This is a genomic window from Elusimicrobiota bacterium, from assembly GCA_026388075.1.
In the GTDB taxonomy this organism is placed as follows: Bacteria; Elusimicrobiota; Endomicrobiia; order Endomicrobiales; family JAPLKN01; genus JAPLKN01.
In genome coordinates this window covers 1-6,633 of the sequence record JAPLKN010000097.1, presented here as the reverse complement: position 1 = coordinate 6,633, position 6,633 = coordinate 1, and the positions used below count along the sequence as shown (strand labels likewise).

The 6,633-nt window shown below is 35.6% G+C and carries 6 protein-coding genes; all 6 read left to right on the top strand.

Annotation, left to right across the window (positions count from 1 at the left end):
* Positions 1 to 41: 41 nt before the first annotated feature.
* On the top strand, positions 42 to 305 hold the full coding sequence (locus tag NT145_05230) for a GIY-YIG nuclease family protein (GenBank protein ID MCX5782087.1): 264 nt from the start codon (positions 42 to 44) through the stop codon (positions 303 to 305).
* A gap of 293 nt (positions 306 to 598) precedes the next feature.
* Complete coding sequence (locus NT145_05225; GenBank protein ID MCX5782086.1) at positions 599 to 1,702, top strand: hypothetical protein; 1,104 nt, start codon at positions 599 to 601, stop codon at positions 1,700 to 1,702.
* On the top strand, positions 1,678 to 3,453 hold the full coding sequence (locus tag NT145_05220; GenBank protein MCX5782085.1) for a hypothetical protein: 1,776 nt from the start codon (positions 1,678 to 1,680) through the stop codon (positions 3,451 to 3,453). The genes NT145_05225 and NT145_05220 overlap by 25 nt, the downstream gene beginning before the upstream one ends.
* Complete coding sequence (locus NT145_05215; GenBank protein ID MCX5782084.1) at positions 3,453 to 4,067, top strand: septation protein SpoVG family protein; 615 nt, start codon at positions 3,453 to 3,455, stop codon at positions 4,065 to 4,067. Before NT145_05220 ends, NT145_05215 begins: the two co-directional genes overlap by 1 nt.
* A gap of 308 nt (positions 4,068 to 4,375) precedes the next feature.
* Positions 4,376 to 5,755, top strand: a complete 1,380-nt coding sequence (locus NT145_05210) for a sensor domain-containing diguanylate cyclase (GenBank protein MCX5782083.1) — start codon at positions 4,376 to 4,378, stop codon at positions 5,753 to 5,755.
* A 24-nt stretch (positions 5,756 to 5,779) separates the two neighbouring features.
* On the top strand, positions 5,780 to 6,633 hold an 854-nt coding region (locus tag NT145_05205), incomplete at its 3' end, for a hypothetical protein (GenBank protein ID MCX5782082.1).

The window sequence follows — 6,633 nt, the reverse complement described above, 5'->3', positions numbered from 1 at the left end:
GAACCATCCTGAGCGAGCGGAGCGAGTCGAAGGAGTAGACCGTGTGGTATGTTTATTTAATTGAATGTGAGAATAGGAGCTTGTATACAGGGATTACTGATAACCTTGAAAGGCGATTTCAGGAACATAAAATCGGAAAGGGAGCAAAATACACGAGAATTTATAGACCTCTTAAACTAGTATATTTTGAGGAACATAAAGATAAAGGTTCTGCGTTATCTAGAGAAAGCCAAATAAAGAAATGGACAAAACAAAAGAAATTGGCTTTAATCAATAAAGATTTTGAACTATTAAAAAAATTATAAAATACTTAAAACGTTAACTGCTAAATAAATGTATAATTTCCGTGAATTTTAGCAGCATTTTTTATTAAAAGGGTGAAATTTTTCTTAAATTTTTGATAAAAAAAATACAAATAATTAAATATTGCAATTATAAATTGTTTTTGTTATACTTTTCACACCTCAGCGAAGTAAAAAACCATCAGATTTGCCAACTTATCTTTATGGCCAAAAAACTAAAAATTTTCAAGCACTTTTTACTGATTTTTCTATCCATATTATGCTTAGGAAAACTCTCCGATTGTTCCACACAATCAATGAATGATATAGACAACATAATTGAAGTAGACAGTTCCCAAGGGACTGGCGCGAGCTTCATGAAAAACGACTGGATAAATGCTGATGCGAGAATTCCAGGGTGCTGCTACGTACGCCAGTTTTGCGTAAATACGGGAACCTTATCTGAGCCGGACGAAGAGTTTTTAACAAATTATTTTGATGTTTTTGATTATGAATCTGAAGCGCCGCCCCAATTTTTGGTTTGGCAGCATACAAAATCTTTTGTATGTGTTTATAATGAAAATATAGTTAATTTTTCAGTTCAATATCAGGATTCTTACTCAAATGATCCTTCCACAGGATACCCTAAAGTAGTATACTGGCCGACAAATTCCTTAAATTCTACAACCGTATCTCTCAGCACTTCAACCAGACATTGGTTTTATCTACAGGATGTAAGCCTGCCGTGCGGATCTTATGAATACAGATACATCGTTAAGAATGATCAGTATTCGCAAGAGTATAACCTTGATAGCGGTAGTTTTATCATTACCCGGCGGCCTTATGACGTAATCAATACGGGGATTGAACAGGCGGCTTATGTTACCAGCTCAGGAGTCCTGCTTAAATGGGATGCAGTAAACCCGGAATCCGGAGGAACGACATATAAACTTTATTTCGGGAAAGATCCCAATAATCTCCAGCTAATATATACCGGAACAAATAATTTTCATGAGCTTAACTCAATGGATTTTTCCAGCAAGTATTATTGGCAGGTTGAAGCAATAAATATTTACGGAGTATCGGCGAAAAGTTTAGTTTATAATTTCCAAACTATAGGGTCTGTTGCGAAAGCATATAATTATCCTAATCCGTTTAATCCGGCGAAAAATGAAAATACAAATATTGTTTTTGATATGCAGGATAACGGATTTGCCGAACTTTCAATCTATACGGAATTCGGAGACTTATGCTGGAGAAAAACATTTGATAATTTAAACAAAGGCACTAATCAAATGAGTTATGACGGTAGAGATGATGACGGGAAAGAACTTTTTAACGGGACTTATGTATGCAAGATAAAAAAGAAATATGGTTACGGAGAAAATACCGATAAATGCAGAATATTAATTATAAAATAATTTTAATTTTTACAGTTTTATTTTTTGCTGAAGCATCTTTTGCTTATCATCGTGAAAATTTTCTTTTTCACGGGCCTTCAGTGGCAGGATTCGGGCGAGGGGAAACAGTGTCTTCAATATTTGACGATGTTTCCTCTGCCTTTTATAATCCTTCCCTTGCCGTAAAAATAAAAGAAAAAACCGTAACTCTTTCGTATTATTCACTTTTTGAAGATTCTATGTACAGCTATGCCGGTTTCGGCCTGCCTTTAAACGATACATATTCAGGCGCTATTTCATTGATTGACTTAAGAAGCGGCCCGGTAGAACTAAGAAAAAATATAAATGATGCGCCTTATACAATAAATACAAATCAGTGGGCTTGTCTTATTTCTATAGCACGCGCCATAAAAACTCCTGTCTTATTAAATGCCGGTTTGGATTTGAGATGTGTTTATATGGATTTAAACGGCTACACCGGTTCCGGGATAGGAATGGATGCGGGTTTGGAGAAAGATTTTAAAGGGCCTGTACTATTTGGAAACAAGAGTTCGATTTCTGCAGGTTTTGCAGTGCAAAATTTGGTCAGCCCGTCCATTAAGCTTATTTCTGAATCAGAAACTTATCCGGCAATCTATCGGTTGGGCGCCGCCTTAAGCGTTCCGGTAATATACAGGGCTTTGTCGTATGACGAGATTACTATGGCGGCAGACTTGATTTATGAATGCAATTATTTAACAAGCGCTATTGGCATTGAATATAATTTTTTGAGACAATATTTAGTTAAATGCGGCTATTATAGCGATCACATAACAATTGGAACGGGCTACAAAACTTCGAAATTCCATTTTGATTACGCTTTTGATTTAAGCGATTATTCAAATATCCATCGTTTAGGCATCTCCTATTTCTTTGAAGATGCTTTCCATGAAAGTAAAAAGTATTCTCTCTTAAAAGAAGCAAAACAATCACTTGCAAAAGCAAGAAAAGAAAGAAAAGCGAGGGAAAAAGAAGTCAGGCCTTTGCTAAAACAGGCGATTAGGTATTACAACAAGAAATATTACCTTAAAGCTACTGATTTATTTAAGGAAATTATGTTAAAATACCCGGAATATGAAACGGCTCAGGTCTATATTAAAAAAATGTCAGATGAAATAAACAGCACGATTCGCAACAATGATTCTGACATTGAAAAATATTCGTATGCGAGCGGGTATGCTGATTATCAAAAAATATTATATAATGAGGCGATAAATGAATGGGAAAAAGTGCTTCAGATAAATCCTCAAAGAATAGAGCTAATTGAATATAAAGAAAAAACAAAGAATTATCTGTTGGATGCCGAGCGAATAAAAAAAGAGAAAGAATTATTAGAAAAAGTTAAGCAGTTGTTTGAGGAAGGCGTAAAAGCCTATGACAGTTCAAAATGGATTTCATGCATAAAATCCATGGAGCTAGTTAAAGAAATATGCATTAAAAATAAATTTCCGGAATCTCTTGATTACAATACAAAAGCTTCGGAATATATAAACAAATCCGTTGAAAGGCTTTCAGAATCCAGAAAAACTTCTCAAATTGAGGCCGAAGAGGAAGCTCCTTCGGAATCCGAAATTGACGAAAATCGCGCAGAAAAAAGTTACCAGGACGGTTTAGTGCTTTATGCCCAGGGGAAATTGTTTGACGCGGAAAAATCCTGGGAACTGGCTTTAAGACTTAATCCCAATAATATAAAAGCCCAAAAAGCTTTAAAGAAAATAAAAGAGGTGAAATAATGAACTTTAAAATCTTTCGTAAATTCTTTTTGTTGCTTTCGTTGTCATTCCTTTTCCTGGGGAGTGCCTTTGGCCAAAATATCTCAATTACTTCAGTAAAGTTAAAAGAAATTAAGGGGGAAAATTCTAAATTTAGAACCAGGGCCGAAATAGTATTCAATAATGCGATCAAAGTAAGAGGCATTTTGGTTGCCAATATTTCAGATAAAGTTCTTTTTAAATTTCCGGAATACATCTCTGCGAAAAAACAAACCTATCCTCAGCTAAAACTTCTTACTGCTGAAGCCAATGAAGTTGTCCGTAAAGCCCTGGAAACTAGGGAGCCCCAAGGCAGTAGCAGCATCTCGCTGAAATATAGAATTGCCAAGTTCAAGAAAATTTCCAGCCCCTCAAAAACTAATATATTAGCTTCCGTGGTTTTTAACGAATCTATTGAAATTGAGTGCAAGGTTATTGAGGGAAAAAATGGCCCCTGGGTATTATGGCCTTCCGAAAAAAGAAAAGATATCGGCCGTTGGAGAAAACAAATTGTTATTACTGACTATTCCTTAAGGGAATCTGTAGAAAGAGACTTGATAGAGCGTTACAATAAATTATCGGAAAATATAATTTAGTTCTTAGTATAGAATGTATTACTTTAATGTTCTGTTTATAAAACAGGCGAAAGTCGCGGGGCTTTCCCGCCCCTGCACCCCTGGATTACTTTTCTTTACTTGCCTAAAGAAAAGTAATCAAAAGAAACGCACCCCGTGAGCCATTCGCTTGCATTTTTCAGGCGGTTTTTCAACTCGCCCCTTCGGCTCCGGCCAGGATGGGGCTCAAACACGAAAAACCGAAGACTTCCTAAAAAATGTTCGACTCATAACCGGCTCAATGGGGGAAAACTGAAAACACAAATCTTAGATTATACAGATAGAAAAACATGGAAATAAGCAGCAAGAAAAAACAAGCTATAAAAGAGCTTTTCCAAACAGTAATTATCCCCTTATTTGTAGGGGCATCTTTTTTTATTTGGGTATATGAACTGATTGCTTCAAGCTATGATAAAACCCGGGTTTTCCCTTTAAGCGTTATAATGCTGATATTGTTTTATTTCCTGTCCGGGCCGGTTTATGCCGGTGTTCTTTTGGGATTTATAACGACCGTCAGTTTTATGATAATCGTTATCACGTCAGGAGCTGCAACAAGTTTAATTTTATTATTTCAAACGCTTTGGTTATGGTCTATGTTTGCTGTTTTCGGATTTTACAGAATTTCCCTCCAAAAACATCATAACAGAATCCTGGTAGAAGAAGAGATAATGAGCACAGACCTAGATTTGTTAAAAAATAAAATTGAAGAAAATGCCAGGCATTTGTCTGATCTTAAAACCCGTTTGTCAAATTACAAATATCTTGAAGAGATGACTATACCTTTGAGTTCCACTATGCACGAGGAAAAGATTATTCCTTTGGTTACGGAGCTTGCCTCAAAATTTATTGGCCGCGGAAAATGGAAAATTAGGAAAGGTTTTCACCTGGATACTTTTGCGACCTACATAAACAAGTATAAAGTGGCGCTTTTAATTGAGAATGTTTCAACAGACAACAGATTTGTTATTGAAAATCCGAGCTTTCGTTCGTTGATTGCCGTGCCCTTGGAAGTAAACAGCGAATTCTGGGGAATACTTGAAGGAACTTCCAGTAAAGAAAATATTTTTGATGAAGGAGATCTGAGACTTCTTTCAATACTCGGGGGAATTTCTTCAATAGCTCTTACTAACGCGCAGCTTTATAAAAAAACCCAGGAGTTGGCAATTACTGACAGCCTTACGGGGTTATTTGTGCAAAGCTATTTCAAAGAGCGTCTTTTGCAGGAACTTGTCCGTTCCAGAAGATATAAACTTCCTTTGAGCATTGCTCTGATAGATATAGATCATTTTAAAAACATAAATGATACATATGGCCACAACATCGGAGATGAAGTCCTAAAACATATTTCCGCAGTTATGCATAAACGTCTCAGGGATACAGATTTTTTAAGCAGGTACGGGGGAGAAGAATTCGGAATAATAATGCTTCAAACAAATAATAAAGAAGCTTATAAAGTTGCAGAAGATATCAGAAAAAATATTCAGAAAGAAAAATTCCATTACATAAATAAAAATGAAGAGCCTATTGTTCTTGAAATCACTGCAAGCGTTGGGCTGGCAGTATACAATGAAAATGTTAAAACCGATGCTGAATTCATAAACATTGCAGACAAAGCTTTATATAATGCGAAAAGCAAGGGCCGCAATCGGACAGAAATTATAGAATTTTAAAAAGGAAACATAATAAACTCATCAATGAAAGATAAAATCAAAAATTATCTGGGAATATTAATCTTTGCGACATTATTTCTTGTTCTTTACTGGCTCCTTAAAGGACAAGCGCGTTATCTCCTTATATATTTCTTAATCCCCGCCGGACTTTTTATCTCTTTTAACGCGCCTTTTTCTTTAATTTTATTCAATTTTATGGGGTTAATGCTCCTTTTTATTTCGGGAAAAAATCTTTGGTGGCTTGATTCATGGGTGCTGGTTGCACTTTTTATGGTTTTAGGTATTTTCCCTTTTTATTCACGAAAAGTATTTGTCCGTGAAGAAAAAAGTTTCGGCGAGCAAAAAAATTATTTAATTGGAAATGTTGGAAGTTTAAAAAATGAGTTATCTGCCTTAGAAAAAGAATGCAAGGGCTTGCAGAATGAGGTGGAAAGAATAACAAGGCTTTATCTTTTAGGCAGAGAATTTGTTGAACAGATGGATATGAAAGAAACCATAGATCATCTGAAAATCTCTATCTTTGACAGGAATGATATTAAATCGGTATCAATATTTGTGTTTGATAAACAAAGCATCACGCCGATATATTTATCCAAGCACGATGAAATTTCAAGCTGGAGTGACTTTGCCGGGGGCCATCAGAAAACAGTAACTGTTGAAAAATCCCCAAAGATTTTAAGCACCCCTTCTTGGCTTAAAGATAGTTCAGTAATTTTATGGCCCATAAGAATTGAAGAGGAAATAACCGTAGCGATATTTTTTGCGGTAAATATTAATTTCGTTGATACCTGCATAGAAGAAGGCAAAATTTATATCCCTCAGATTGCCCTGTGTTTTAAACGTATAAGATTGTTTGAAGAAGTTCGCGAGAGATCCAG